The organism is Streptomyces sp. NPDC055243 (assembly GCF_044544025.1).
In the GTDB taxonomy this organism is placed as follows: domain Bacteria; phylum Actinomycetota; class Actinomycetes; order Streptomycetales; family Streptomycetaceae; genus Streptomyces.
This window is the reverse complement of sequence record NZ_JBITWR010000029.1, coordinates 16,059-40,492: the sequence shown is the minus strand read 5'-3', so window position 1 is coordinate 40,492 and position 24,434 is coordinate 16,059. Positions and strand designations below refer to the sequence as shown.

Sequence of the window (24,434 nt, the reverse complement as noted above, 5' to 3'; positions counted from 1 at the left end):
CGGTGCGGGGCCCCATCGGGTACTCGGAAGATCCGAGGATCAGTGTGCGCCCGGCGACTTCGCCGGGTTCGTGCCCTCGGCGGCCGCCGTCTCGCTGTAGATGTCCGGCTCCAGGTAGATCACGCGGGCGATCGGGACCGCCGCGCGGATGCGCTCCTCGGCCGCGTTTATGGCGACGGCCACCTCGGCGGCCGTGTCGTCGTGCCGCACCGCGATCTTGGCGGCGACGAGAAGCTCCTCGGGGCCCAGGTGCAGCGTGCGCATGTGGATGACGCGGGTGACCTTGTCGCCGTCGACCAGGGCCTTCTCGATCTTCTCGACCTCTTCCGTGCCCGCGGCCTCGCCCAGGAGCAGGGACTTGGTCTCCGCGGCCAGGATGATCGCGATCAGGATCAGCAGGATGCCGATGCAGAGCGTGCCGATGCCGTCCCAGACGCCGTCGCCCGTGGCGAGCGCGAGGCTGACGCCGACGAGGGCCAGGATCAGACCGACGAGCGCGCCCAGGTCCTCCAGGAGCACGACCGGCAGCTCGGGGGCCTTCGCGCGACGGACGAACTGCGTCCACGTGAGGTTGCCGCGGGTGTGGTTCGACTCCTTGATCGCCGTACGGAAGGAGAAGCTCTCGGCGATGATCGCGAACACCAGGACACCGACCGGCCAGTACCAGGCCTCGATCTCGTGCGGGTGCTTGATCTTCTCGTAGCCCTCGTAGATCGCGAACATGCCGCCGACCGAGAAGAGCACGATGGAGACCAGGAAGGCGTAGATGTAGCGCTCGCGCCCGTACCCGAAGGGGTGTTGGGGGGTCGCCTCGCGCTGCGCCTTCTTGCCGCCGAGGAGCAGCAGCCCCTGGTTGCCCGAGTCCGCGAGCGAGTGCACGCTCTCGGCGAGCATCGAGGACGAGCCACTGAAGAGGAACGCGACGAACTTCGCCACCGCGATCGCGAGGTTCGCGGCGAGTGCCGCGACAATCGCCTTTGTTCCGCCTGACGCGCTCATGTGTGCCCGTTGTCCCTTCGCCTGCGTACGTGTCTGACCCACCGCCGGCATCGCTGCCGACCGGGCGCTGCTTTGCCCGCCCTTTGCGGTGGGTCATTGTTGCAGCACGAGGCGCTGGTGGTGAGTCAGGCCACCACAGTGGCACGGAAGAGCGTGCCGACTCCGGACACTTCGGTCTTTTCCTCCGCGGGAACGAACACGGACTGCCCGGGTGTGAGTTCCCCGGCGTCGCCCACGCGGACCGAGCCCGCGACGCAGAGCAGGATCTGCGGCGTGCCCGCCGTGAGGTCGTGCGGTGCGGCGCCGTCGGGCAGGACGAAGCGGGAGAGGCGGAACTCGTCGATCGGGGTCTCGTAGACCTCTTCGCCGTCGGGCGACGCCTCGGGGCGCAGGATGCCGGGCTCGGTCGCCTCGAAGCGGACGATGCGCAGGAGTTCGGGTACGTCGACGTGCTTGGGGGTCAGTCCGCAGCGCAGCACGTTGTCCGAGTTGGCCATGATCTCGACGCCGAGGCCGTCGAGGTAGGCGTGCGGGACTCCGGCGCCGAGGTACAGGGCCTCGCCGGGCTGCAGCCGTACGTGGTTGAGGAGCATCGCCGCGATGACACCGGGGTCGCCGGGGTAGTGGTGCGCGATGCCCGCGTACGGGGCGTAGGCACCGCCGAGGCGCTGGGCGGCCTCGGTGACCTCGGTGACGGTCGCCGCCATCTCATCGGGGTCCGCGGTCAGGACGGCGGTGAGGACCTCGCGCAGGGCGCCCTCGGCGGGCTTGGCGTGCAGCAGGTCGACGTACGGCTTCAAGGAGTCGACGCCCAGACCGGCCAGCAGGTCCGCGGCCTCGACGGGGTCGCGGAAGCCGCAGAGGCCGTCGAACTCCGTGAGCGCGCAGATCAGTTCGGGCTTGTGGTTGGCGTCCTTGTAGTTGCGGTTCGGGGCGTCGATCGGGACGCCGCGGTACTCCTCGTCCTCGAAGCCCTCCCTCGCCTGCTCCAGGTCGGGGTGGACCTGGAGGGAGAGCGGGGCGCCCGCGGCGAGCAGCTTGAGCAGGAAGGGCAGGCGCGGGCCGAACCTGGCGACGGCCGCCCTGCCGAGCTCGTGCCCCGGGTCCTCGTCGATCACCTCGTCGAGCGGGCCGCGCTCGGTGCGCGAGGGGGCGCCGGGGTGGGCGCCCATCCACATCTCGGCCTGGGGCTCACCGGTCGGCTCGACGCCGATGAGCTTGGCGATGGCGGTGGTGGAACCCCAGGCGTAGGGGCGGATGGTGTTGGTGAGGCGGTCCACGGAGGGGGTCTCCCTTACGTACGTGCGTGCGCTTGCGTGCGCTGGTGCGCGATGCGGGGTCTCAGGTCATGACCGGGCTGGGGTCATGATCGGTCCCTCGGGGCGAGCGCCAGGTAAACGGCGGCGAAATCCGTGACGGCGATCAGCTCCGCGAGGGTCTCCAGCTCGTCGCCGTCCTCCGGTTCGAGCTCGCTGATCGCGACGTCGTGGCCGTGGGCGAGCTCGCGGGCGGTGGGCGCGGCGCTGAGTCCTCCGGCGTCCACGGGACGCTCGCGGAGCAGGACGACGCGGGCGCGCAGGTGGTGGGATTCCTCGACGCGGTCGCGGAAGAAGTCGTCGCCGTCGGCGCTCGGGGCGAGGTCGCCGGCCAGCAGGGCGCCGTGCGCGGGCAGCGACTCGGGCAGCTCGCCGGCGACCGCCGGGTGTCCGGCGAGCTCGGCGAGCGTGGCGGCGAAACGGCGGCCGACGGGGCCCGCGAGCCTGCCCTCGGTCCAGATCACCGGGAGGGCGTCGGCGAGCTCGGCGGCAAGCGTCTTGGCGGGGTTGCTGTACGTCGCCACGACGGGCCCGCAGCGCTCCGCGACCTGGTCGAGGCGGTCGGCGATCTTCTCCAGGGTCTCGGCCGGTGCGGTGATGAGGCCGGTGCGGTCCAGGAGGATCAGGAGGGGGGTGAGCAGGGCCCAGAGGGTGGCGGGGGCGGATGCGGCGGCCTCGTCGTCCACGCGGCGCGCTTCGTACGTCCCGGAGGCGCGCTCTCCGTCGTGCGGGGCTTCGTACTCCCCGTACGGGGATGTGGCCATCGGGACCGTGAGGCCGTGCGAGCCCTCTACGCCCTCGGCCAGCGGGGAGCGGGCGGGGGCGACGGCCACGACCGTGCAGCCGCGGCGGTAGGCCTGCTCCGCGAGGAGTTCGAGGCCCGGCTCCGTGCCGTCCGGGGTGGCGATGAGCAGCAGATCCAGGGGGCCCGCCCAGCCGGGGAGCGCCCAGCGCAGGGCGCCTGCCGCGGGGGCCACGCCGGTGGGGGCGAGGCGGATCACGGGGCAGCCCGCCCCCGCGAGGGTGCCCAGCAGGTCGGCCACGCAGGTGGCGGCGGTGCCGGGGCCGGCGATCAGGATGGCGCGGGGGCGGCCGTCCGGCTTGAGCTGCGTGAGCCCTGCCTCCGTGGCGTGCCGCACCGCCGTGCGGACGCGGGCGCCTGCCTCCGCCGCACCGCGGAGGAGGCCGCGGCGGTCGGCCACGGCGAGGGCCTCGGGGGCGTCGAGCAGCGATTCGTCGAGCATGGGGTAGGGCCTCCGATTCGCCGGGCGACCTGGCGCTGGGCGCTGGGCGCTGTGCCTGGGCGGTGCGCCTGGGCGGTGGCTTGGGCCGTGGCTTCGGCGCCGCCGGTCGCGCTTCTTGTCGTTGTGCCGGGCCCTTACGCGGGGCGGCGGGCCTCGTCGACGAGGAGTACGGGGATGCCGTCGCGGACGGGGTAGGCCAGGCCGCAGTCCTTGCCGTCCGCCGTGCAGAGCAGCTCCGCGTCCGCCTCCTTGAGGGGGGCGTGGCAGGCCGGGCAGGCGAGGATCTCCAGGAGGCCGGCTTCGAGCGGCATGGGGTGGGTCCCTTCGAGCGGGTGGGGTACGGAATGTCGCCTGGTCAGCCTACCGCTGGCCCCGGGGCCTTGGGCGGTGTACTGGCGGGGCTTCGCCCCATGGCCCCCGGTGGGGTGATGGGGTCGTTCCTCGCCTGCGGGCCGGTGGGCGTTTGTGCCCACCCGTTCCGCCTTGCGGAACGCCTGCCCACAAACGCGCGAGCCGGGTGGGTGGGAGCGCTGGAACGCCTGCCCACGAACACGCGGGCCGGGTGGGTGGGAGCGGTGGAGCGCCCGCCCACAAACGCGCGGACCGGGTGGATGGAAGCGCCGGAACGCCCGCCCACAAACGCGCGGACCGGGTGGATGGAAGCGCCGGAACGCCCGCCCACAAACACGCGGACCGGGTGGGTGGGTGCGATGGAGCGCCTGCCCACCCGGTCGCCGAGGACTTCGGTCAGGCCCTGATGATGGCCAGTGCCTCGTCCCGGGCCCTGGTCATCGTGGCCTCGTCCCTTGCCTCTACGTTCAGGCGCAGGAGCGGTTCCGTGTTGGAGGCTCGGACGTTGAACCACCAGTCCGTGGCCGTCACCGTGAGGCCGTCCAGGTCGTCGATGGTGACGCCCTCCTCGGCCTCGTACTTGGTCTTGATCGCCGCGAGGCGGGCCGTCTGGTCGTCGACCGTGGAGTTGATCTCGCCGGACGCCGCATAGCGGTCGTACTGCGCGACGAGGGCCGACAGCGTGCCGTCCTGGCCGCCGAGCGCCGCGAGGACGTGGAGCGCGGCCAGCATGCCCGTGTCCGCGTTCCAGAAGTCGCGGAAGTAGTAGTGCGCCGAGTGCTCGCCGCCGAAGATGGCGCCCGTCTTGGCCATCTCCTCCTTGATGAAGGAGTGGCCCACCCGCGTACGGACCGGCGTGCCGCCGTTCTCCCGCACGACCTCGGGGACCGACCACGAGGTGATGAGGTTGTGGATGACCGTGCCCTTGCCGCCGTTGCGCGCGAGCTCGCGCGAGGCGACCAGGGCGGTGATGGCCGACGGGGAGACCGGGTCGCCGTTCTGGTCGACGACGAAGCAGCGGTCCGCGTCGCCGTCGAAGGCGATGCCGAGGTCGGCGCCCTCCTCGCGCACCCGCTGCTGGAGGTCCACGATGTTCTTCGGGTCGAGGGGGTTGGCCTCGTGGTTCGGGAACGTGCCGTCCAGCTCGAAGTACATCGGTACGAGCGTGAGCGGCAGGCCCTCGAAGACCGTCGGGACGGTGTGCCCGCCCATGCCGTTGCCCGCGTCGACGACGACCTTCAGGGGGCGGATGGAGGTCAGGTCCACCAGGCCGCGCAGGTGCGCCGCGTAGTCCTTGAGGGTGTCCCGCTCCGTGAGCGTGCCGGGCGTGGCCGCCGCCTCGGGGGCGCCGGACTCCGACCAGCCCTCCACCAGGGCGCGGATCTCGGCGAGGCCGGTGTCCTGGCCGACCGGGGCGGCACCCGCGCGGCACATCTTGATGCCGTTGTACTGCGCGGGGTTGTGCGAGGCCGTGAACATCGCGCCCGGCAGGTTCAGCGCACCCGACGCGTAGTAGAGCTGGTCCGTCGAGCAGAGGCCGATCTCCGTGACGTCCACGCCGAGCGCCGCGGCCCCGCGCGCGAAGGCCCGGGAGAGGCCGGGCGACGACGGCCGCATGTCGTGCCCGGTCACGATCGCGTCCGCGCCCGTCACCTTCGCGAAGGCCGCGCCGAACAGTTCGGCAAGCGACTCGTCCCACTGGTCCGGGACCACCCCGCGCACGTCGTACGCCTTCACGATCTGGGACAGATCAGCAGTCACGGCCAACCCTCTCTGCAGGTTCTGCGAGTTCAGCGACACCGACGAGTGCTCGTCGGTGACCCAAACTACCCGCAACGACTGACAACCAGCTGTGAGCGGCCCCAAGGCGCCTCCTGGCCGACGTCAGGGCGACGTCAGGCCGGCCTCGGGCTCACCTCCTCGGGCTGACCTCAGGCCCCTCACGGCAGCATCCAGCCGAGCACCACCGTGCTCTGTCCCACCACGATCAGACACATCACCAGCAACAACCCCAGGCTCCAGGGCAGCACCTTGCGCAGCAGATCGCCCTCCTTGCCCGCGAGCCCGACCGCCGCGCACGCGATCGTCAGGTTCTGCGGAGAGATCATCTTGCCGAGCACACCGCCCGAACTGTTGGCGGCGGCGAGGAGTTCGGGCGAGAGCCCGGACTGCTGAGCGGCCGTCACCTGGAGCGCGCCGAAGAGCGCGTTGGCCGAGGTGTCCGAGCCGGAGACCGCGACGCCGAACCAGCCGAGCACCGGCGACAGGAAGGCGAGCCCCGCACCCGCCGCCGCCACGAAGTGGCCGATGGTGGCGGCCTGCCCGGACAGGTTCATCACGTACGCGAGGGCGAGGACCGAGGTCACGGTGAGGATCGCGAACCGCAGTTCGTGCACGGTCGCCAGCCACTCCCGCACCGCGACGCGCGCGTGCACCCCGATGACGGCCGCCGTGCCCACACCGGCCAGCAGCACGAGCGTCCCGCCCGTCGCGACGAGCGGCAGCGAGAAGAGGTTGCCCGCGACCGGGTCCCCGTCGGGGTCGGCGACGTTCAGGAAGGGCCAGTCGAAGGTCTGCGTCGCCTTGGCCAAGAAGTCCTTCACCGGCGGGATTTGGGCGACGGAGAAGATGGCGACGATGAGCGTGTACGGGGCGTAGGCGCGCAGGATCTCGGGGCGCGGGTCGTCCTGGTCCAGGTCCTCGCTGCGTACGCCGGTGAGGACCGCGACGCGTACGGGCTCCGCGGCGGGCCTGCGGGCGCTGGGCACCGCCACCAGCGCGCCCGCGCCGGCCAACGCCGCCCCGATGTCGGCCAGCTGGGCGGAGACGTAGTTGGACGCGGCGAACTGCGCCGCGGCGAAGGCGAATCCGCACACCAGGGCGGGCACCCAGGTCTCGCGCAGGCCGCGCCGCCCGTCCACCAGGCCGACCAGGAGCAGCGGCACCACCAGGGCGAGCAGCGGTGTCTGGCGGCCGACGACCGTGGCGACGGTGTCCAGCGGAAGCCCGGTGACCTGCGCGAGCGTCACCACGGGGGTACCCATGGCGCCGAAGGCGACGGGCGCGGTGTTGGCCACGAGGGCGACGACCGCGGCCTTGACCGGGTCGAAGCCGAGCGCCACCAGCATCACCGCGCAGATCGCGACGGGCGCCCCGAAGCCCGCGAGCGCCTCCAGGAGCGCGCCGAAACAGAAGGCCACGACGAGTGCCTGGATGCGCGGATCGTCCGAGAGCCGTCCGAAGGAGCGGCGCAGGATGTCGAAGTGCCGGGTGCGGACGGTCATCCGGTACACCCACAGGGCGTTGACGACGATCCACAGGATGGGGAAGAGCCCGAAGAGGGCACCTTGCGCGGCGCCCGAGGCGGTCTGGCCCAGCGGCATCCCGTACGCGAGCCAGGCGACCAGGGCGGCGACGGCCAGGCCGATGAGTCCCGCGTGGTGGGCCTTCATGCGGACGGCGCCGAGCAGGACGAGGACGGTCAGGAGGGGCAGGGTCGCGATGAGGGCGGACAGGCCGAGCGAATCGGCCACGGGCTCCAGCTGCTGCACGTACACGGACGGCTCCCCGGTTTCCGTGATGCGGAAAGTGATCTCTCACGAGTGGGGGAATGGTCGTGTCGATGGCGTGGGCACGTCAATGGGTCGTGCGCGAGAAATTGTTCAGCGATAAACGACAGGGGTCTATGTAGGCAGGGGGCTTCGCGGAGGGGCAGCAGGAAGTCCGGAAAGAGGGGCGCTCAGGAATCCGGTGAGCGCAGCACCCGCAGATGGCCGCGGCGCGCGACCTCCATCGGGTCGGCCCTGCGCGGGCCCGCACCGCCGGCCTCCGCCGCGCGCTCCTGCGGGCGTGCCGCCTCGCGCACCGCGTTGGCGAGCGCTTCGAGGTCGTCACCGCTGGGGCGGGCCGGACCGGAGGCGTCGGCGAGGCGGACGACCTCCCAGCCGCGGGGCGCGGTGAGGCGCTCGGAGTGCTCGGCGCACAGGTCGTAGCAGTGGGGTTCGGCGTAGGTGGCGAGGGGGCCGAGGACCGCGGTCGAGTCGGCGTAGACGTACGTCAGCGTCGCGACGGCGGGACGGCCGCAAGCGGTGCGCGAACAGCGACGTACAGGGCTCACGATGTTGGACGGTACCGCACTCTTGAGCGGGCCGCGACGACTCTCCGGGAGGTCACCCCACCGTGTCGTGCTGTGATCCCCGCCACGGCGCCTTCGCACGGCGCCTCGCTGACCTGCGGTGACACAAGGGGCCTGAGTGTCCAGTGGTGTTGAATCCGGTCACCACGTGGCGCAAATCCCGTCATTCATCGCGAGATCGACGGTCCTGGAGAGATACGGAATCGAGCCCAAGCCTGGCTGGAACGGTCATCGGACGACATGGCGCACGCCGGACGCACGCCGCCCGCGCGCCACCCGGAAGCCGTGCGGAAAGCCTGCGGAAGCCAGGTGAAAGCCGGGTCAAGCTGTGCGGGAACGGCGATCTCGAGGACTACTCTTCGTCAGTGATGGACGACCCCGTACAGCCCCGCACCGCAGACCCGAGGCCCCGCCGCCGCGACCGCCACGGCAGGGGCATGCGCGGCCCCGTGGCGCCTCCCCAGGTGCCGCTGTCCGCCAGCCGCGCCGAGGTCTTCACCGACCTGGTGCAGGACTCCGTGGAGCGCCTGGAGCGGCGGTGGCCGCAGCTGAGCGAGATCGAGTTCCTGGTGCTCGAGGTTCCCGCGCTGGGGCGTGGCGGGGGCGCGGGCGAGGACGACTGGAGCGATGACGTCGTACCGCTGGGCGGCACGATCGAGGCCGCCGACGGGCGGCCCGCGCGGGTGGTCGTCTACCGGCGCCCGGTGGAGATCCGCACCAAGGGGCGGGACGACCGGGCCGCGCTCGTCCACGAAGTGGTGGTCGAGCAGGTCGCCGAGCTCCTCGGCCTCTCGCCCGAGTCGGTGGACCCGAGATACGGGGAAGACTGAGCCTCCCCGGCCTTCCCTGGCTCCCCCGGCTTCTCCGGCTTCCCCGCCGCTACGTCTACTTCTGGAGCACCTTCAGGTCCTGCTCCGCCTTCGGCACCGACACCGTGCCCCTGTCGTCCGGCAGCGTCTGCACGGTGAACATCGGGACGCCGTCCTCCGCTTCCTCCAGCATGCGCGAGGCGTAGACGTCACCCCCCGAGCCCCCCGAGCCCCCCGACACCGGTTCCACCGTGAGTGCGTACGTGCCCTTCAGGCCGCTCGGGACCGGGGCCTTGATCCCCAGCGTCGTACCGCCCTTGACCGTGTACGTCTTGCTCGTCGGCGTACCGCCCTCGGTGCCCGCCGACGCCGTGACCTTCACCTTCCCGGTCCTGCCGGGGGCGACGAGGGACAGCGTGGAGCCCTTGGCGCGGTTGTCGGCCACCGTCGCGCGCGTGCCGATCGGGTTCGTGGCGGGGATGAACGCCGTCTCCTGGTCGACGCCCTTGCCCCGGGTGACGCGCAGGGCAGCCACCACCGGCGCCGCGTCGTCGGTGGGCGTCAGGATCAGGGAGCCCGCCTCGCCCTTGGTGACGTCGCCGAGGTCGACGGCGGTCGTCATGCCGGACTTGACGTGCAGGTTCGCGTGTCCGGCCGGGCTGATCGAGCCGCTGGGCGCGGCCAGTTGGACCTTCAGGTCGGCGTCGTCAGCGCCGGGCGCGAAGGCCACCAGACGTACGGACGTGGCGTCCTTGGGGATGCCGGGCAGGACCAGGCGGCTCGCGGGGTCGGCGGACGCGGGCAGCCAGTCGCCGCCGAGCTTGTCGTCCGACGACTGCACGGCGGCCGCGACCCGGCCGCTGCGCGCGGTCACGTGCATCGTGAGGTTGGTGTGCTCCTTGGGCGAGAGCGTGGACAGCAGCACCGGGACGCTGGAGTGCGGCTGGACCTGGATGGCCTCGCCCACCTCGGTCTTGAGGGCGCCGTCCGGGCCGTACAGCTCGACGTCGACGACGGCCGCCGTGTCGTCCGGGTTGGTCAGGTGGACGTAGTCGCTGCGGTCCTTGTCGGTGCTCGCGCCCGGGAACCAGAAGTCCGTGTCGGGCGCCGTGCAGTTGGCGCCCTGGAGGCCGCGGCCGCTGCCCACGGAGTACTTGGTGGTCTGCTGGACGGTCCAGCCCGGGGCCAGCGTGCCGTCGGCGGTGCCCAGGAGCGCGGGCGACTCCCCTCCGGACTCCTCGCCGGTGACGGGCTTGCCCGGCGTCTTCGAGGTCAGGAAGGGCTTGTCGTCCTTCTTCTTTTCCCTGGGGGCGTCCTCCGGCGTGACCTTCAACGCCCTGGTGGCAGGCAGCAGTTCCGCCCTGCCCGCCTCGCCGGAGCCCTCGCCCTTGGGCGTGAACGCCGTGTACGAGGTCTCGGCGAGGTCGGACGAACTGGGCACCGGGCAGAGCAGGCTGGTGCGCTCGACGGGCAGCCGCGCGGCCGCCTTCGCGCCGTCGTCTCCGCTGCCGTCGGGGGCGTTGGCCACGGCGAATCCGGTGACGGCGGCGAGCGCGGCCACCGCGGCGATCAGGGACTGTGTCGTGCGGTTCACTGCTGGCTCCCGTCGGGGCGCTCACTGTCGGTGCCGTGCGGCGGCTGCGGGGGCTGGGGCGGCATCGGGGGCTGACCGTACGTGGCGTCGAACGACTGGCCGTACTGCTCGGCGCCGCCCTGCGCTCCGTAGGCGTACGGGTCGTACTGGCCGCCCTGGTAGGGGTCCTGGTACGCGCCCTGGTCGTAGCCGCCCTGTGGGTACCGCGCGTCCTGGTACTGCTGCTCGCCCTGGTACGTGCCGTGGTCGGCGCCCGCGTGGGCGGGGGCCTCCCACTCGCCGTACGACTGCTGATGGGGCACCGCCGCGTAGGCCTCCTCCTCCGGAGGAGGGGGCGGCGTACCGGCGTCGTCCTGCCCGGCGTCGTCCTGCCCGGCGCCTTCCAGCGCGGCCTCCTGCTCGGCCTGCGCGGCCCGCAGCCTGCGGGCCCTGCGCCCCTCGCCCTCGACCGGCTGGGCCGGGACGACGGGCTCGTCGGGGAGGTCGTCGTCCACGTCGCGGCGGCGTCCCGGAAGGGCGAGGACCACCAGGACCACGGCGAGCGCGCCCTGGGCCCACAGCCATCCCGTGTGGCTCGCGGGCGCGTCGTACGTGACGTCCAGACGGCCGCCCGTCGCGGGCAGGTCGAAGCCCTGCGCCCAGCCGTCCAGGGTGGTCCTGGTCAGCGGGGTGCCGTCCAGGGTCGCCGTCCAGCCGTCGTCGGCCGCGTCGGCGAGCCGCAGGGTGCGGCCCTCCTCGCCCGCCGGGATGTTCGTGTGCAGCTCGACGGGGCCCGCGGCCACCGGCATCGGATCGCCGGACTCGGGCACGATCGCGGCGCGCGAGACCTGCCGGTCCACGCGCCACAGGGCGCTGCCGTCCTCCTGGCTGAGCCGGGTGAGGCCGGGGGTGGAGTCCAGGGTGCGGCTCATCTGGCGGGGCGCGCCGTCGCGTACGAGGACGTAGCGCACGGCGAAGCCGCCGAGCTGGTCGGCCTGGTCGGCGCCGGAGCCCGCGAGGAGCCGGGCGACGATCTTGTCGAGGCTCCAGTTCGAGCCGCCCGCGTCGGCGAGTTCGGCGTCTCCGAGCCGGGCGCCCGAGCCGCGGACGAGCGTGTACGACACCTGGGCGGCCGACTCGCTGTCCAGGACGAGCGTGCGGGCCTGGTCCTGCGTGCCGCTCTCCTCGGCGACGAACGCGGGCACCTGCACCGGGTCGCGCCGCTCCAGGGGGCCGTCGGCGCCGCGGATCATCCATCCGGCGGCGACGAGCAGCGGCCCGGCGGCCGCCGCGAAGGCGATGAGGACGGCGACCGGCTGGCGCCAGCCGAAGCTCTGCTCGGCGACACGCGTGCGTGCGCCGTCGGCGCCGAGCGCGGCGGCGGCAAGGAGCGCGATGCCGTACCCGAGGGTGGCGGGGCCCGCCCACGCCGAGCCGTTCGAGAGCGCCGCGAAGACCAGCGAGACCAGCGCGACGACCCAGGCGGTACGGACGGCGAGCTGCCGCTCGGTACGAAGGAGCGCGGCAAGGGCGGCGAGCACGATGCCGATGAGCAGCAGCCCGTCCACGGTCCCGGGGCCGCCGGGGCTGCCGCCGAGCAGATCGAGCCCGGTCGCCGAGCCGGTGCCGAACTCCAGGCCCGCCTCACCGAAGAAGCCGAAGGGCAGCAGCGAGAGCGACCAGGGCGCGAGGATCAGCAGCGGGGTGCCGAGCGCGGCGAGGAAGCGCAGGCCGTACGCCGTGATGTCGCCCCTGCGGACCACGAGGAGCGCGAGGCCGAGCACCACGGCGATGGGCCAGATGATCGGCGTGAAGGCGGTGGTGATCGTCAGGAGCAGGGCGAACGCCCACGAGGCGCGCCAGCTGCCGCGCGTGCCCTCCGAAGAGGTCAGTCCGCTCGCGGCGATGCCCGCGCGCGCCATGAGCGGCAGCAGGACCGCGAGGACGGCGGTGCCGATGCGCCCGCCCGCGAGCGCGCCCGTGGCGGCCGGCAGGAAGGCGTAGGCGACCGAGGCCCAGGCGCGCAGCAGGCGCGACTCGACCAGCGGCCGTGAGGCGAAGTAGGCGGCGAAGCCGGCCAGCGGCACCGAGCCGACCAGGAGCACCGTGACCGCGAGCCCGGTGGACCCGAACATCAGGGTGCTGAGCCCCGCGACGAGCGCGAGGTAGGGCGGCGCCGACTGCGTGCCGCCGGTCCCCACGGGGTGCCAGGCGTCCAGATAGCGCGCCCAGAGGCCGGAGGAGTCGCCGGGTGCGGGCAGCAGCGCGCCGCCCGCGAGTGCGCCGCCGCCGAGGAGTTCGCGGCAGGCGATGAGCGAGACGAACAGGAGCACCACGAAGAGCATCGGTCCCGGCTTGCGGGCCACGCGCTTGAGCCGTGCGAACTGCTCGACCTGGAGGAAGTCCGCGTCGTCCCCGCCGGGTCCCGACTCGACGGCGCCGTGCCGGCCCGCGCCGGTGACGGCCTCGGGGTCGGAGCGGCCGACGACATTGCCGGCGACCTGTTCGACGGTGGCGCGCACGGTGGCGCCGGGCGGCGGGAAGAGCGGCCGCATCTCGGCCGGTTCGAGCGCCGACTTGCCGCGCTGCTTGCGGGCGCTGACGATCCGTCCGGGCCGCAGCAGCGTCCCCAGGAGCCCGGCGACCTCGTCGACGGCCTGACCGGGGACCTTGCCGACCAGATAGGCGAAGGTGCGCAGCAGGGTGCCCACCACGAGCCGGAAGAGCACCCAGGGCAGCACGGCCGTACGCGCGTTGACGAGCAGGGTGTAGGCGGCGCCCGCCTTGTCCACGCGGTGCGGCGACGTCGACGTACGGCCGACGCAGTCGACGGTGCGGCGCTCGCGCGAGGAGGCCTCGGCGTGCCGGACGACGGCTTCGGGGGCGACGAGGACGCGGTGGCCCGCGTTCTGCGCGCGCCAGCACAGGTCGAGGTCGTCCCGCATGAGCGGCAGGCGCCGGTCGAAGCCGCCCAGTTCGTCGAAGACGTCACGCCGGATCAGCATGCCGGCGGTGGACACGGAGAGGACGGGCCGTACGTGGTCGTGCTGACCCTGGTCCTGTTCGCGGCGGTCGATGCCGGTCCAGCGGCGGCCGCTGTTGGCGATCGAGACGCCGACCTCAAGGAGCTGGCGGCGGTCGTACCAGCCGCGCAGCTTGGGGCCGACGATGGCGACGTCCTTGCCGACCTCGCGTTCGTTCTCCACCACCCGGAGCAGCTCGGCGAGGGCGCCCGGCTCGGGCGCGCAGTCGTCGTGCAGCAGCCACAGCCACTGCTCGGGCTCGCCGTGCGGCAGGTCGGGCAGGTCGTAGGCGTCGTCGCGCCAGGACCGGCTGACCGGGTCCCAGCCGCTGGGGCGTTTCAGATAGGGCAGCTCTTCCGGGGTCAGCACGCCGGCGGTGCGGTTGGCCTCGTCGACGGCGGTGCCGAAGCCGGAGCGCCGGGCCAGGTGCAGGACGCGGTCGGGGCCGAGTGCCTCGGTGACCAGGCGGGCGGAGTCGTCCGCGCTGCCGGTGTCCGCGGCCACGGCGTTCTGCACCGGGCGCTCCTGGCCGAGCAGGCCGGCGAGGGCGTCGGGCAGCCAGCGGGCGCCGTCGTGGGAGACGATCACGGCGGTGACGACGTGCCGCGGGAACTCAGGGGCGGCAGCGTCGTGGTGACTGGCTGCCGGATGGCTGTGCACGGACATCGAGGTACGGGCCCCGGTTCGATGGACTGCGGTGGACGCCTGCGCTTCATGGGGGCGCCGGGGCGTCTCGGACGGGGCCCCACACTAACGGCTGGCATCACAACAGCCCGCCGCCTGTGGATAACCCACGGGCGACGGGCTGTTCCTTACGTAGGGGTGTGTGCCGTTTGGTCGGGCGGATGGTCGGGCAGAACCAACTGGTGTTCAGACGGCGGCCTTCTTCAGACGGCGCCGTTCGCGCTCCGAAAGGCCGCCCCAGATTCCGAACCGCTCGTCGTTCGCCAGTGCGTACTCAAGGCATTCCGAGCGAACCTCGCAGGCGAGACAGACCTTCTTGGCCTCTCGCGTGGAGCCGCCCTTCTCGGGGAAGAAGGACTCGGGATCGGTCTGGGCGCACAGCGCGCGCTCCTGCCAGCCGAGTTCCTCGTCCGCGTCCTCGACCAGCAGTTCCTGAACCAGCTCGGTCATGTGCGCCCCTCGTCTGTCTGTGCGTCCCCGTGGTGCTTGCCGTTACCGATTTCGGCTGAACGACACGAGTGAAATTACAAGTGTGCCGATCCGGGCCAGTCAAGCCGAGATCTGCTATTGGGCCCCTTATTCACCCTGCGGAACCAAGGTAATGCGGAAAGTGTTCAAATCGGCATAAACCCTGACACTTGCCAGTGGCCCATCCCGAGGCGCCCCGCGGCCGTCCTCATCAGGGAAGGACGTCACGGAGATCGATCCCGTTGCGACCGGTCCACCGAAGCGAAGGGGATCACATTCGGGTCACGAGATCACGCCGGGGTTTACGCGCCGGTTGAAGCGCGATGTGTCCCGTGAGCCCGGTGCACAAACCTTTCACCTGAGAGAACAACCGGATGAGGTGAAACATATCCCACATAGCGGACATAGAGTTGACAGGGAAGGTGTGAGCCGCTGTTCTAGTGGGCATGCTCGCAAACTTGGCACTCTCGACGACCCGCACCAGCGGGCTCCTCGGTGCTGCCCACGCGCGCTGTCGCTGTTCCTGTTCCAGCTGTTGAGCCACACCGCTTCCAGCTGTTGAGCCCGCTCCGGCCCTTCACCGCCCGAGCAATCGTCTGAAGCCTTCCGGCTTGTTGTCGAGCACCTCCCCGCTCCACCTTCCGCGCGACACCCCAGCACTCTCACGTTGAGGAACCACCGCACCATGAACAGCGACAGCGACCTCCAGATCGCCGGCGACATCCTCGAAGTCACGCACCTCCTGCAGCCCGCCCGCGAGCACCCGGCCACCGTGGCCGAGTTCGTCGGCCTGGCCCGCACCATCGCGGCCGACCGCGCACAGTGGTCCCACCTCGTCGAGTACGACGCGACGAGCCGCTGGTACCACCGCCTGCGCACGGGCCCCGGTTACGAGGTCTGGCTGCTCTCCTGGGTGCCCGGACAGGGCAGTGGACCGCACGACCACGGCCGCTCCTCCGGCGTACTCACGGTCCTGGAGGGTGAACTGACGGAGCGTACGGAGCGCGGGCAGCGCGCGCTCGACGCCGGGTCCCAGCGCGTGTTCGCGCCCGGGTACGTGCACGACGTGGTCAACGACTCCCTGGAACCGGCCGTCAGCCTGCACATCTACTACCCCGGCCTGACCGACATGCCGATGCACGCGGCGCAGTGCGGCGAGCGGGCCACCGCTCCGGCGGCCGGAGATGTCGTAACCGCCTGACGCACTGTCGTACCTGCCTGACATGCTTGGTGCCATGCGCATTGTGGTCCTGGCCGGCGGTATCGGCGGCGCCCGTTTCCTCCGCGGGCTCAAGAAAGCCGCGCCTGACGCGGACATCACCGTCATCGGCAACACCGGTGACGACATCCACCTGTTCGGGCTCAAGGTCTGCCCCGACCTCGACACCGTGATGTACACCCTCGGCGGCGGCATCAACGAAGAGCAGGGCTGGGGGCGTACGGACGAGACGTTCAAGGTCAAGGAAGAGCTCGCGGCGTACGGCGTGGGGCCCGAGTGGTTCGGGCTCGGCGACCGCGACTTCGCCACGCACATCGTGCGGACGCAGATGCTCGCCGCCGGATTCCCGCTCAGCGCGGTGACGGAAGCGCTCTGCGAGCGGTGGCAGCCCGGCGTTCGGCTCATCCCGATGTCGGACGACCGTGTCGAGACGCATGTCGCCGTCACGGTCGACGGCGAGCAGAAGGCCGTGCACTTCCAGGAGTACTGGGTGCGGCTGCGGGCCTCCGTGGACGCGCACGCCATCGTGCCGGTCGGCGCGGACCAGGCCAAGCCGGCACCCGGCGTCCTGGAGGCGATCGCCGACGCGGACGTCGTGATCTTCCCGCCGTCCAACCCCGTGGTGAGCGTCGGGACGATCCTCGCCGTGCCGGGCATCCGCGAGGCCATCGCCGACGCGGGCGTGCCCGTCGTCGGGCTCTCCCCCATCGTCGGGGACGCGCCCGTGCGGGGCATGGCCGACAAGGTGCTCGCCGCGGTGGGCGTGGAGACGACGGCCGCCGCGGTCGCCGAGCACTACGGAAGCGGGCTGCTCGACGGCTGGCTCGTCGACACCGTGGACGCCGGGGTCGTGGAGCGGGTCGAGTCGGCGGGCATCCAGTGCCGGGCGATTCCGCTGATGATGAGCGACGTGGACGCGACCGCCGAGATGGCGCGTGCGGCGCTCGCCCTCGCGGAGGAGGTGCGGGCGTGAGTTCCTCCGAGGCCGGGTCCGCTGCCGGCTCTTCGCCGTCGTTCCGTGTGTGGGCCGTTCCCGGGCTGCCCGAGGTGCGGCAGGGGGACGACCTCGCCAAGCTGATCGCCGCGGCGGAGCCGGGCCTCGCCGACGGCGACGTACTCCTGGTCACCTCGAAGATCGTCAGCAAGGCCGAGGGGCGGATCGTCGAGGCGGGTGACCGCGAGGCGGCCATCGACGCGGAGACCGTGCGGGTCGTGGCGCGGCGCGGGACGCTGCGCATCGTCGAGAACCGGCAGGGCCTGGTGATGGCCGCCGCCGGTGTCGACGCCTCGAACACGCCTGCCGGGACCGTCCTGTTGCTGCCCGAGGACGCCGACGCGTCCGCGCGCGCGGTGCGGGACGGGCTGCGGGACGCGCTGGGGGTGGACGTGGGAGTCGTGGTCACGGACACCTTCGGGCGGCCCTGGCGCAACGGCCTGACGGATGTCGCCATCGGGGCGGCGGGCGTGCGGGTCCTGGACGATCTGCGGGGCGGGTTCGACGCGTACGGCAATCCGCTGAGCGCGACGGTCGTCGCCACCGCGGACGAGCTGGCCGCCGCGGGGGATCTGGTCAAGGGGAAGGCCGGCGGACTGCCGGTCGCGGTGGTCCGCGGGCTGCCGCACGTCGTCGGGGAGACCGGCGATGGCGCCCGGGTCATGGTGCGCGACTCACGTGACGACATGTTCCGGCTCGGCACGTCCGAGGCCGTGCGGGAAGCGGTGACGCAGCGGCGGACCGTGCGGGAGTTCACGGACGAGCCGGTCGACCCCGGGGCCGTGCGGCGGGCCGTGGCGGCGGCGGTGACCGCGCCCGCGCCGCATCACACGACGCCGTGGCGGTTCGTCCTGCTGGAGTCCGAGGACGCGCGGGTGCGGCTGCTCGACGCGATGCGGGACGCGTGGATCGCCGATCTCCAGAAGGACGGCAAGTCCGCGGAGTCCGTCGCCAAGCGGGTGCGGCGCGGTGATGTGCTGCGCAGGGCCCCCTACTTGGTGGTGCCCTGCCTCGTCATGGACGGCTCCCACACGTACGGGGACGAGCGGCGGGACGCGGCCGAGCGGGAGATGTTCGTGGTCGCGGCCGGGGCCGGGGTGCAGAACTTCCTGGTCGCGCTCGCCGGGGAGCGGCTGGGCTCCGCGTGGGTCTCGTCGACGATGTTCTGCCGGGATGTCGTACGGGACGTTCTGGGGCTCCCGCAGTCGTGGGACCCGATGGGAGCCGTGGCTGTGGGCCACTCCGCGGTCGAGCCCGGCGCTCGGCCCGCGCGGGACGCGGAGGACTTCATCCAGGTGCGTTGACGCCGGCCCCGGCTTCCGTGGACACCGGCCCCGTGTCGGTGTCCTACAGCGCCGCGATGTCCCCCACCGGCATACGTGGCTGCCTGCGGGCCGGAGTGCGGCCGCTCAGGAGGATCAGGCGGGCCGCCCGGTGGCGCTGGCCCTCGTAGGGGGCCAGGAGCCGCAGCATCTCCTCGTCGTCCGCCGTACGGTCGCCCGCGAGCGCGTGGCCGACGATTCCCGGCAGGTGCAGGTCGCCCACCGTGACCGCGTCCGGGGCGCCGTTGCTGCGCTGGACCGTCTCCGCCGACGTCCAGGGGCCGATGCCCGGGATCAGCTCCAGGCGTGCCTGGGCTTCGGGCGGGGACATCGTGGCCGCCTCCTCCATGCGCGCGGCCCTTCGTGCCGCCCGCAGGATCGTCGAGGCGCGTTTGTCGTCCACGCCCGCCTTGTGCCACTCCCAGGACGGGATCAGGGTCCAGGTCCTCGGGTCCGGCATGACGTGCATGCGGAGCTGGGCGGGGACCGGGCCCGGTGCCGGTTCGCCGTACTTGCGGACCAGGAGGCGCCATGCGCGGTACGCCTCGTCCGTCGTGACCTTCTGCTCCAGGATCGACGGGATCAGGGACTCCAGGACCAGGCCCGTGCGCAGGAGGCGCAGGCCCGGGCGGCGGTGCGCCGTCGCTGCGAGCAGGCGGTGGCGGGGGGTGAAGTCCTCCGGGGTGTCGGACCCGCCCAGGAGGTCCGGGAGCTGGTCCAGGAGCCAGCCGGCTCCTGGGCCCCAGGCCTCTGCTTCCACCGTGTTCGCCTTCGTGCGGAAGGCCACCCTGAGGGTGCCGGGGCCCGCCGGGGTGCGGCTCGCCCGCCAGGCCGAGCCGTCGGGGGTGGCGCGGAAGGTGGGGTCCGCGGGGCCCCTGCGGAGGGGGCCCAGGGTCAGGCCCAGGTTCAGGGGGTGGGGCGGGGTCCAGGTGCGGGTCCGCGCCGCCGTCGCCAGGCGGGGCGTGCCCTGGGGGATCGCCGTTTCGCCGCCGCGCACGGTGGTGCGGGTGGGGCGGGGGGCGAAACGGGATGACATCTGTACGAGGGTAGGGGGTTTTCTCCCCTACCCCGCCCCTTCCCGAAAACCCGCTCCGGCGCGGGGGCCTTGGTCGCCGTCCATCACCGGCTCCGCCGAGCTGGTCCTCAGACGCCGGACGGGCTGAAGAGCAGCCCGCCCCACCCCGACGACCGGTTGTCCCGAAACCCTGCGCACCGCCATCACCGGCTCCGCCGAGCTCGTCCTCAGACGCCGGACGGGCTGAAATTATCCGCCGGTCCAGGCTGAAGACCTCGCTGCCCCGCGCGAAAAAGAACTACTGGTCCGACGAGAACCGCACCGACCCCGCCGGCAGCCTCGCCCCGCACCACACCCGTACTCCGTCGCGCAGTTCGTTGTCCGGGCCTACGTCCGCGCCGTCGCCGATCACCGCGCCTGCCAGGACCGTGCGTGCGCCCACCCTCGCGCCCGCGCCGATCAGGGAGTCGGTGATCACCGCGTTCGGTTCGACGACCGCGCCGGACAGGACCGTGCTGCCGTCCACCCGTGCGCCCTCGCCGATCACCGCGTCGTCGCCGATCACCGTGCCGCCGGTGAGCTTCGCGTCCGGGGCGACCGTGGCGGTCGGCAGGACCAGGCGGTCGCCGCAGCGGCCGGGGACCGCGGGGGACGGGGCGCGGCCGAGGACCAGGTCGGCGGAGCCGCGTACGAAGGCCTGGGGCGTGCCCAGGTCCAGCCAGTACGTCGAGTCGACCATGCCCTGGAGGTGGGCTCCGGCGGCCAGGAGGTCGGGGAACGTCTCGCGCTCGACCGAGACCGGGCGGCCCACCGGGATCGTGTCGATGACCGAGCGGCGGAACACGTACGCGCCCGCGTTGATCTGGTCGGTGACGATCTCCTCGGGGGTCTGCGGCTTCTCCAGGAAGGCCTGCACCCTGCCCGTCGCGTCGGTCGGCACCAGGCCGAACGCGCGGGGGTCGGTGACCTTCGTCAGGTGCAGGGAGACGTCCGCCCCCGACTCCTCGTGCGTCGCGACCAGGGCGCGGATGTCCAGGCCCGTGAGGATGTCGCCGTTGAAGATCAGGACCGGGTCGTCGGGGCCCGACGTGAGGCGCGACGCCACGTTGCGGATCGCGCCGCCCGTCCCCAGGGGCTCGGTCTCCGTGACGTACTCGATGTGGAGGCCGAGCGCCGAGCCGTCCCCGAAGTACGGCTCGAACACCTCGGCGAGGTACGAGGTCGCCAGGACGATGTGGTCCACGCCTGCCGCGCGGGCGCGCGCCAGCTGGTGGGTGAGGAACGGGACGCCCGCCGCCGGAACCATCGGCTTGGGGGTGTGCACCGTGAGCGGACGCAGCCGGGTTCCCTTGCCGCCGACCAGGAGGATCGCTTCTGTCACCTGTCGTCTCTGCTTCCTGCTGGGGCCGGCCGAACTTGAGTCGCGGCCGGCCAGTGTATGCAGATGGCTTTGCAGATCGTGCAGTGCGCTGTGCGGGTCGTGCGGTGTGCCCCGTGGTACCGGTCGCGGGCGCCCCGGCCTCAGCGGCCCTGGTAGCGGGCCGAGCTGGACCGGGCCTTGCCCAGCTTCTTGTACAGGCGACTGCCGGGGCATTCCGTGGCGAAGCCGTCACGGTGCCCGGAGATCACGTGGAGCCGGACGTTCCTGCCCTTCTTGTAGAGATTGCCACCCCCGGACTTCAGATAGGTCGTTCCTCGCGGGTTCGCGCCGTACAGGCCGAGCTTCCACGCCGTCAGCCGGGCGATGGCGTTCACGGCGGCCGCGGGCGGGGCGGAGTAGCCGAAGCTGCCGAGGACGGCGATGCCCATGCTGTTGGTGTTGAAACCGAGAGTGTGGGCCCCGAGGACGGGCTTGGCCACACCTCCGGCACGGCCTTCGTAGATGTTTCCGCACTTGTCGACCGCGAAGTTGTAGCCGAAGTCACGCCAGCCGCTGCTCTTGACGTGGTAGCGGTAGATACTGCGCAGGACGGAGCCCGCCTGTGAGCAGCGGTAGTTGTTGCCGGTCGCGCTGTGGTGCACGAAGGCGGCCTTCACCGTCTTGGAGTACCCGAACTGCTTCTCGCGGAGCTTCTCGTCCGCGCCCCAGCCCTTGCGCGTGATGATGCGCGGCCGGGGGCCCACGTAGGGCCTGGCCTTCCCCGCGGCGTCCTGCGGTCCCCCACGGGCCGCGATGAGGTCGGCCTCCGTCTCCTTCTTGCTGAGCGCGGGGATGACGGCGGCGCCCATCGGGGCGAGGTCCGCGTTGACCGCGGAGGAGGCGGCACTCTCGGCGGTCATGACCGTGGTGCCGGGGCCCTCGGGCACGGAGCCCTGCGGGGGCGGGTCGGCGCCGGGGTCGACGAGTTCGAGGCGCAGGCCCGCCGGAAGGGCCTGCCCGGCGGGCGACCCCGCGCTCGCGCGGTGCTGATCCGCCTCGCCCCGTACGCGGATCTCGACGCCGTCCGAGTCGCCGACCCACAGCGGTGCCGTGGAGCCGCGGACCCGGCCCGACGCGCGCTCGGGGGCGTCGGGGTCGGCGGCGTGCTCGTGGTTGTGCGTCTCCACGGGCTGCCAGCCGGACCAGGTGCCGGTGCCGCTGGCCCGGGTGCGGACCTGGACGCTGCCGTGCAGTTCGTCGTCCGGGTCGTCCCAGACGACGCCGACGAGGGAGAAGGGCCGGACCTCGCGCTGGAGCAGGCCCTGTTCGTGGGACGCGCCGCCGCCGGAGCGGTCGGCGCCGAGTGGGGTGAGCGGGAGGGACTGGGTGCTGCCGGGGACCGATTCCGCGGATCGCCCCGCCGGGGACTCCGCGGCCGGGGTCGCGGCGCGAGCGCCGGACGACGGCAGGGTGAGGGGAAGGGCCAGGGCGGCCGCGCACGTGACGCCGATCGAGGAAGCTAGAAATCCACGCATACAACCGATAGTTCGCATAGCCGAACGCATCTGTCCATTGCGGAATTGACGGACCGTCTGTTCGTGTCCGCCGAACCGGTGGCCCTCCCTCCCCCGCCACACCCGGGGGCACCAGGGCAGCCGCGTACCCTTGCGCCCGTGAACGCCACCGACCGCACCCCTGCCGACCTGCTGCGATCCGCGCTCGCCGCGGACCCGGGCCGCCCGCTCATCACCTTCTACGACGACGCCACGGGCGAGCGCGTCGAATTGTCCGTGGCCACCTTCGCCAATTGGGTGGCCAAGACCGCCAATCTGCTCCAGGACGATCTCGCCGCGCAGCCCGGCGACCGGCTCGCGCTGCTGCTGCCCGCGCACTGGCAGACGGCGGTCTGGCTGCTCGCCTGTTCGTCCGTCGGGGTCGTCGCGGACGTGGGCGGCGACCCGGCGGGCGCCGATCTCGTGGTCAGCGGGCCCGTCTCGCTCGACGCGGCGCGGGCCTGCTCCGGGGAGCGGGTGGCGCTCGCGCTCCGGCCGCTCGGCGGGCGCTTCCCGCAGGCCCCCGACGGCTTCGCGGACTACGCGGTCGAGGTGCCGAGCCAGGGCGACCGTTTCGCTCCGTACGCCCCCGTGGACCCGGACGAGCCCGCGCTCGCCGTCGGCGGCGCGGGCGAGCTGACGGGTGCCGAGCTGGTGGAGCGGGCCCGCGCCGACGCCGCCGCGCTGGGGCTCGCGCCCGGCTCCCGGCTGCTCTCCGGTCTGTCGTACGACACCTGGGAGGGGCTGAGCTCCGGTCTGTACGCCCCGCTGGCGGCGGGCGGCTCCGTGGTGCTCTGCCGCCACCTCGACCAGCTCTCCGAGGACGGACTCGCCAAGCGGGTCGAGGACGAGCGGGTCACCACGACCGCGAAGTAGCGCGCCCCCGCCCTCCCTCGCCCGCCCTCACCCTCCCCCGTTCGGCCCACGCGAGCCCCTGGCCCGCAGGCCCCCGGCGTCACGTCGGTCCATGGTCGTAGGAGCGCACCATGCACCGACGTCGCTATGAGGGGTGGCCGTACACGTGCCCGACACCGCAGGCATGCCCGCCGGACCGGATCGCCCGGACCCGGACGGCACCCCGCCTGAGCCGCTGGCCACGTACGCACCCGGCGCGGGCTCGAGCCCCACGGGTGCGGGCGTCGCCCGGCGCAGGCGGCGCTGGCTGCGGTGGACGGCCATGGGGGCGGCCGGGCTCGTGCTGGTCGCCGGGGGCGCCGGATGGGCGGTCTACAACAAGCTCGACGGCAACATCACCGAGGACACCGACGCCGCGGCGGAGCTGGCGCGCTACGAGAAGGAGCGCCCGACGCCGCTGGTGCACGACGCGCAGAACATCCTGCTCATCGGCTCCGACACCCGTTCGGGCCGGGGCAACAAGAAGTACGGGCGCGACCCGGGCACCCAGCGCTCGGACACCACGATCCTGCTGCACCTGGCGGCCGACCGGCAGAGCGCGACCGCGGTGTCGATCCCGCGGGACGTGATGGTGGACCTGCCCCGCTGCCGCAGGCCCGACGGAACGCGGACGCGGGCCCAGTTCGCGCAGTTCAACTGGGCGTTCCAGTTCGGCGGGACCGCCTGCACCATCCGTACGGTCGAGAAGATGACGAAGATCCGCATCGATCACCACATGGTCGTGGACTTCGCCGGGTTCAAGGACATGGTCGACGCCGTCGACGGCGTACAGGTCTGCCTCAAGAAGCCGATCAACGACAAGGCCGCGCGGCTCAAGCTCCCCGCGGGCCGGCACACCCTCGACGGCGAGCAGGCGCTCGGTTACGTGCGGGCCCGCAAGAGCATCGGCAACGGCAGCGACACCGACCGGATGGACCGCCAGCAGCAGTTCCTCGCGGCGCTCGTCAACAAGGTGCAGAGCAATGACGTCCTGCTCAATCCGGCGAAGCTCTATCCGGTTCTCGACGCGGCCACTTCCTCGCTGACCACGGACCCGGCACTAGCGAGTTTGCGTGGTTTGTACGAACTGGTGCGCGGCATGCGCAACATCCCCACAGAACAGGTGCAGTTCCTCACGGTGCCCCGGCGGTCCTATGTCTACGACGCCAATCGGGATGAACTCGTGGAGCCCGCGGCGGACGAACTTTTCACCCGCATCCGAACGGACGCACCCCTTCAAGTGACGCGCGAGGAGCCCGAAACGACCCCTCTCGACGAACAGGCCGAGGGCTACGAGGACCCCGACGAGTACGACAGCGACGAGAAGCCGGACGACCCTTCCCATACGCCGAGCCCCGCTCCCACATTCCGGGGCAACACGGCCGCCGGAACGACCTGCGAGTAAAGCCATCGCCAAGCGCAAGACCGCCTGCACAAAGAAATAGGGCGGATTGCCCAGTTGTAGGGGAGTGGAA

Annotated in this window: 19 protein-coding genes; 6 read left to right on the top strand and 13 right to left on the bottom strand. The window is 72.4% G+C overall.

The genetic code is table 11. The features are described 5' to 3' along the window. Positions 1–39: 39 nt before the first annotated feature. The 7 genes from ACIGXX_RS43130 to ACIGXX_RS43100 all read right to left on the bottom strand — a co-directional run bounded on the left by ACIGXX_RS43130 (position 40) and on the right by ACIGXX_RS43100 (position 8,027). Positions 40–999 (bottom strand): cation diffusion facilitator family transporter, encoded by a 960-nt coding sequence (locus tag ACIGXX_RS43130; RefSeq protein ID WP_351163222.1) that lies wholly within the window; start codon positions 997–999, stop codon positions 40–42. A 125-nt stretch (positions 1,000–1,124) separates the two neighbouring features. Beyond that, the gene (manA, locus tag ACIGXX_RS43125) at positions 1,125–2,279 is read right to left on the bottom strand and encodes a mannose-6-phosphate isomerase, class I (RefSeq protein ID WP_383827002.1); all 1,155 of its coding nucleotides are present in this window, start codon (positions 2,277–2,279) and stop codon (positions 1,125–1,127) included. 83 nt (positions 2,280–2,362) lie between these two features. Next, positions 2,363–3,559: an SIS domain-containing protein gene (locus ACIGXX_RS43120; RefSeq protein WP_351163218.1), complete on the bottom strand. Its 1,197-nt coding sequence runs from the start codon at positions 3,557–3,559 to the stop codon at positions 2,363–2,365. Between the two features lie 134 nt (positions 3,560–3,693). Beyond that, complete coding sequence (locus ACIGXX_RS43115) at positions 3,694–3,870, bottom strand: Trm112 family protein (RefSeq protein WP_351163215.1); 177 nt, start codon at positions 3,868–3,870, stop codon at positions 3,694–3,696. A gap of 436 nt (positions 3,871–4,306) precedes the next feature. Further along, complete coding sequence (locus ACIGXX_RS43110) at positions 4,307–5,671, bottom strand: phosphomannomutase/phosphoglucomutase (RefSeq protein ID WP_366464262.1); 1,365 nt, start codon at positions 5,669–5,671, stop codon at positions 4,307–4,309. A 179-nt stretch (positions 5,672–5,850) separates the two neighbouring features. Continuing rightward, entirely contained in the window at positions 5,851–7,467 is a 1,617-nt protein-coding gene (locus tag ACIGXX_RS43105; RefSeq protein ID WP_399984583.1) for an L-lactate permease, read from the bottom strand. A gap of 182 nt (positions 7,468–7,649) precedes the next feature. Next, complete coding sequence (locus ACIGXX_RS43100; protein ID WP_351163209.1) at positions 7,650–8,027, bottom strand: DUF3499 domain-containing protein; 378 nt, start codon at positions 8,025–8,027, stop codon at positions 7,650–7,652. Between the two features lie 386 nt (positions 8,028–8,413). On the opposite strand from ACIGXX_RS43100, the gene ACIGXX_RS43095 reads away from it, so the two are divergent. Continuing rightward, the gene (locus tag ACIGXX_RS43095) at positions 8,414–8,875 is read left to right on the top strand and encodes a metallopeptidase family protein (protein ID WP_351163207.1); all 462 of its coding nucleotides are present in this window, start codon (positions 8,414–8,416) and stop codon (positions 8,873–8,875) included. Positions 8,876–8,930: 55 nt separating this feature from the next. On the opposite strand, the gene ACIGXX_RS43090 is transcribed toward ACIGXX_RS43095, so the two are convergent. From ACIGXX_RS43090 to ACIGXX_RS43080, 3 genes are all read right to left on the bottom strand, one after another. Beyond that, entirely contained in the window at positions 8,931–10,448 is a 1,518-nt protein-coding gene (locus ACIGXX_RS43090) for a DUF5719 family protein (RefSeq protein WP_399984579.1), read from the bottom strand. Beyond that, entirely contained in the window at positions 10,445–14,116 is a 3,672-nt protein-coding gene (locus ACIGXX_RS43085) for a glycosyltransferase family 2 protein (protein WP_399984576.1), read from the bottom strand. The genes ACIGXX_RS43090 and ACIGXX_RS43085 overlap by 4 nt, the downstream gene beginning before the upstream one ends. Positions 14,117–14,320: 204 nt before the next feature. Next, entirely contained in the window at positions 14,321–14,584 is a 264-nt protein-coding gene (locus tag ACIGXX_RS43080; protein ID WP_016642094.1) for a WhiB family transcriptional regulator, read from the bottom strand. A 703-nt stretch (positions 14,585–15,287) separates the two neighbouring features. On the opposite strand from ACIGXX_RS43080, the gene ACIGXX_RS43075 reads away from it, so the two are divergent. From ACIGXX_RS43075 to ACIGXX_RS43065, 3 genes are read left to right on the top strand one after another with little or no spacing between them, the layout of a single operon-like run. Then, positions 15,288–15,803 (top strand): cysteine dioxygenase family protein, encoded by a 516-nt coding sequence (locus ACIGXX_RS43075; RefSeq protein ID WP_351163201.1) that lies wholly within the window; start codon positions 15,288–15,290, stop codon positions 15,801–15,803. 34 nt (positions 15,804–15,837) lie between these two features. Beyond that, entirely contained in the window at positions 15,838–16,794 is a 957-nt protein-coding gene (gene cofD, locus ACIGXX_RS43070; protein WP_351163199.1) for a 2-phospho-L-lactate transferase, read from the top strand. After that, positions 16,791–18,119, top strand: coding sequence for a coenzyme F420-0:L-glutamate ligase (locus tag ACIGXX_RS43065; protein ID WP_361471463.1), 1,329 nt, complete (start codon positions 16,791–16,793; stop codon positions 18,117–18,119). Before cofD ends, ACIGXX_RS43065 begins: the two co-directional genes overlap by 4 nt. 43 nt (positions 18,120–18,162) lie before the next feature. Here the strand turns inward: ACIGXX_RS43065 and ACIGXX_RS43060 are convergent, their stop codons facing one another. The 3 genes from ACIGXX_RS43060 to ACIGXX_RS43050 form a co-directional block, all read right to left on the bottom strand. Beyond that, on the bottom strand, positions 18,163–19,173 hold the full coding sequence (locus ACIGXX_RS43060; protein WP_361471461.1) for a DNA-3-methyladenine glycosylase 2 family protein: 1,011 nt from the start codon (positions 19,171–19,173) through the stop codon (positions 18,163–18,165). A gap of 277 nt (positions 19,174–19,450) precedes the next feature. Continuing rightward, on the bottom strand, positions 19,451–20,533 hold the full coding sequence (locus tag ACIGXX_RS43055) for an NDP-sugar synthase (protein WP_351163191.1): 1,083 nt from the start codon (positions 20,531–20,533) through the stop codon (positions 19,451–19,453). 140 nt (positions 20,534–20,673) lie between these two features. Beyond that, positions 20,674–22,047, bottom strand: coding sequence for an N-acetylmuramoyl-L-alanine amidase (locus tag ACIGXX_RS43050; RefSeq protein ID WP_351163189.1), 1,374 nt, complete (start codon positions 22,045–22,047; stop codon positions 20,674–20,676). 138 nt (positions 22,048–22,185) lie between these two features. On the opposite strand from ACIGXX_RS43050, the gene ACIGXX_RS43045 reads away from it, so the two are divergent. Further along, complete coding sequence (locus ACIGXX_RS43045) at positions 22,186–22,941, top strand: TIGR03089 family protein (protein WP_351163186.1); 756 nt, start codon at positions 22,186–22,188, stop codon at positions 22,939–22,941. A 145-nt stretch (positions 22,942–23,086) separates the two neighbouring features. Next, the gene (locus ACIGXX_RS43040) at positions 23,087–24,364 is read left to right on the top strand and encodes an LCP family protein (protein ID WP_351163184.1); all 1,278 of its coding nucleotides are present in this window, start codon (positions 23,087–23,089) and stop codon (positions 24,362–24,364) included. The last annotated feature ends 70 nt before the right edge of the window (positions 24,365–24,434 follow it).

What these genes read in the sequence shown, in the direction of transcription:
- ACIGXX_RS43130 (WP_351163222.1), bottom strand. Translation starts at nt 999, where the DNA reads ATGAGCGCGTCAGGCGGAACAAAGGCGATTGTCGCGGCACTCGCCGCG.
- ACIGXX_RS43060 (WP_361471461.1), bottom strand. Translation starts at nt 19,173, where the DNA reads ATGTCATCCCGTTTCGCCCCCCGCCCCACCCGCACCACCGTGCGCGGC.
- ACIGXX_RS43095 (WP_351163207.1), top strand. Translation starts at nt 8,414, where the DNA reads ATGGACGACCCCGTACAGCCCCGCACCGCAGACCCGAGGCCCCGCCGC.
- ACIGXX_RS43075 (WP_351163201.1), top strand. Translation starts at nt 15,288, where the DNA reads ATGAACAGCGACAGCGACCTCCAGATCGCCGGCGACATCCTCGAAGTC.
- ACIGXX_RS43115 (WP_351163215.1), bottom strand. Translation starts at nt 3,870, where the DNA reads ATGCCGCTCGAAGCCGGCCTCCTGGAGATCCTCGCCTGCCCGGCCTGC.
- ACIGXX_RS43120 (WP_351163218.1), bottom strand. Translation starts at nt 3,559, where the DNA reads ATGCTCGACGAATCGCTGCTCGACGCCCCCGAGGCCCTCGCCGTGGCC.
- ACIGXX_RS43080 (WP_016642094.1), bottom strand. Translation starts at nt 14,584, where the DNA reads ATGACCGAGCTGGTTCAGGAACTGCTGGTCGAGGACGCGGACGAGGAA.
- ACIGXX_RS43050 (WP_351163189.1), bottom strand. Translation starts at nt 22,047, where the DNA reads ATGCGTGGATTTCTAGCTTCCTCGATCGGCGTCACGTGCGCGGCCGCC.
- ACIGXX_RS43085 (WP_399984576.1), bottom strand. Translation starts at nt 14,116, where the DNA reads ATGTCCGTGCACAGCCATCCGGCAGCCAGTCACCACGACGCTGCCGCC.
- cofD (WP_351163199.1), top strand. Translation starts at nt 15,838, where the DNA reads ATGCGCATTGTGGTCCTGGCCGGCGGTATCGGCGGCGCCCGTTTCCTC.